Source organism: Curtobacterium sp. B18, from assembly GCF_000333375.1.
Lineage (GTDB): Bacteria > Actinomycetota > Actinomycetes > Actinomycetales > Microbacteriaceae > Curtobacterium.
Genome location: NZ_BACZ01000089.1, coordinates 1 through 2057 on the forward strand (window position 1 = coordinate 1; position 2057 = coordinate 2057).

The 2057-nt window shown below is 71.8% G+C and carries 2 protein-coding genes and 2 pseudogenes; all 4 read left to right on the forward strand.

Features of this window, described 5'->3' with window-relative positions:
• Positions 1–611, forward strand: a pseudogene (locus I5E_RS02485) (multidrug effflux MFS transporter); the annotation flags it as partial.
• Between the two features lie 56 nt (positions 612–667).
• Positions 668–1006, forward strand: coding sequence for an STAS domain-containing protein (locus I5E_RS02490; RefSeq protein ID WP_022905596.1), 339 nt, complete (start codon positions 668–670; stop codon positions 1004–1006).
• The gene (locus I5E_RS02495; protein WP_022905597.1) at positions 1003–1416 is read left to right on the forward strand and encodes an ATP-binding protein; all 414 of its coding nucleotides are present in this window, start codon (positions 1003–1005) and stop codon (positions 1414–1416) included. Before I5E_RS02490 ends, I5E_RS02495 begins: the two co-directional genes overlap by 4 nt.
• Before the next feature lie 193 nt (positions 1417–1609).
• Positions 1610–2057 (forward strand): annotated as a pseudogene (locus I5E_RS02500) (hypothetical protein); the annotation flags it as partial.

The following is a 2057-nucleotide window of genomic DNA, read 5'->3' on the forward strand; positions in this document are numbered from 1 at the left end:
GGCTCGGTGCGACCTGGGCGCGCATCCGTGAGCTGATGGCGATCCCGCGGTTCCGTGCGTACGTCCTGACCGGGGTGCTGTCGACGATCGGGTTCTTCGCGTACATCGCCACCAGCTCGTTCGTCTTCCAGACGGGGTTCGGGTTCTCCGAGGGGATGTACACGCTCGTGTTCGCCACGAACGCCTCGATGATGATCGTCACGACGCTCGTCTTCCGGCGCGTGGTCGGCCGGTTCTCCGAGGACGCGCTGCTGTCGTCCGGGCTGGCGCTCGGCACCCTCGGCGCGACCGGCGTGCTCGTCTCCGCCCTCGTCGTGGCCGGGCCGGTGGCGGTCTGGGTCTGCCTCGCGGTCGTGACCGCCGCGTGGGGGTTCGTGCTCCCGGCGGCGATGACCAGGACGCAGCACGTCGGTGCCGCGCACCCCGGGACCGCCGCGGCGCTGCAGGGCGGGTTGACGTTCGGCCTCGGTGGGCTCGGCACGCCGCTCGCGGGGGCGCTCGGCGGGACGGCGATCGCGATGGGCGCGGTGATGGCGGTGCTCATGGCCGCCGCGGTCGTCGTCCAGCTCGCGGCGACGCGGCGGGACGGACGAGCCTCGACGAGTTCGTGACCCGGACCCGGTAGGTTGCTTGGTGCACCCATGCACCGACACCAGGAGGCACCGACATGGACATCGTCGTACACGAAGCGGACGCGGGTTCCGCCGTGCTCGAGTGCAGCGGCCGGCTCAACATGGTGTCGGCGCCGACCTTCCGCGAGACCGTCGCCAAGGTCGTCGGCGAGGGTCGGAACCGCGTGGTCGTCGAACTGTCCGGCGTGGAGTTCATGGACTCCTCCGGGCTCGGCGCGCTCGTCGGGTCGCTGAAGGCCGCGCGACAGGCCGGGGGCGACCTCCGCATCGCGGCGCCGTCCGACCAGGTCGAGATGGTCCTCAAGCTCTCCAACATGGACAAGATCCTCCGCACGTACCCGGACGGGGACGCCGCGGTGACCGACTGGGCATGAACGCCGCCGTGGGCGGGCACCGCCTCGACCTGGCGTGTCCGCCGGACGACGTCACGGCGGTGCACACGTTCCTCGCGGGCGTGTGGGACACCGAGCCGACCCTCTCGGCCGAGGACCGGATGGCCCTCGAGCTCGCGCTCGTCGAGCTCACCTCGAACGTCATCGAGCACGCCGCGGCCGGTCGTGGCGTGTCGTGCTCGCTCCGGCTCGACGTCGGGTCCGACGCGGTCGAGGCGCACCTGACCGACGACGGCGTCCCCGTCCCGATCGACCCGTCGGCCGCCCGGCTCCCCGACGCCCTGGCCGAGAGCGGGCGCGGGCTCGCCCTCGTGCAGATGGTCGTCGACGACCTGCGGTACGAGCGGGTCGCGGACCGGAACCGCTGGACGGTGCGGCGCGGGCTGCACTGAGCGCCGTCGCGGTCGCGACCGCTGCAGCGGCGGCGCTGGCGGCCGTGCCGACGCCCGTGGTTGCGGCCGGATCGAAAGGGGTGCTCGTCTTGATCCGGCCACGTCGTCCGGATCGCGCACCCGGTGAGCCGGTATCCGCAATACGTGCGTATCGATCCGATGACTGGCGCGGCGTCGTGTCACGATCCAGTCGATGAACGTCGAGCCCGACCCCAGGATCAGTTTCGAGACGTCCGGGGCCGACCTCGAGGCGGCGATCCACATGTACGAGGACGCCTATGCGAGCGTGGGGTTCCGGGCGCAGCGGACCGAGCGGCCGTTCGCCTACCGCTTCCGGGTCACCGGTGACGAGACGATGTCATTCCGGTCCACGCGGTTCGACGCCCGGATGCAGGGGGAGCTCGAGGCCTGCGACGAGTACGTCGTCATGTGGCTCGCCGACGGCGGCGGGACCGTGGACGTCGGCCGGGACGAGGTCGCCTTCACGCCGGGCACGCCGATGATGTTCCCCGACCGGGCCGGCCGTTCGCGTTCGACCTGCAGGACGTCCCGGCAGAAGCCTCGTCCAGTTTCGACCGCACGTTCCTCGAGCGGGTCGCGGCCGAAGAGCACGGCACGCAGCCTGCGCCGCTCGTCTTCAA

What these genes read in the sequence shown, in the direction of transcription:
- I5E_RS02490 (WP_022905596.1), top strand. Translation starts at nt 668, where the DNA reads ATGGACATCGTCGTACACGAAGCGGACGCGGGTTCCGCCGTGCTCGAG.
- I5E_RS02495 (WP_022905597.1), top strand. Translation starts at nt 1,003, where the DNA reads ATGAACGCCGCCGTGGGCGGGCACCGCCTCGACCTGGCGTGTCCGCCG.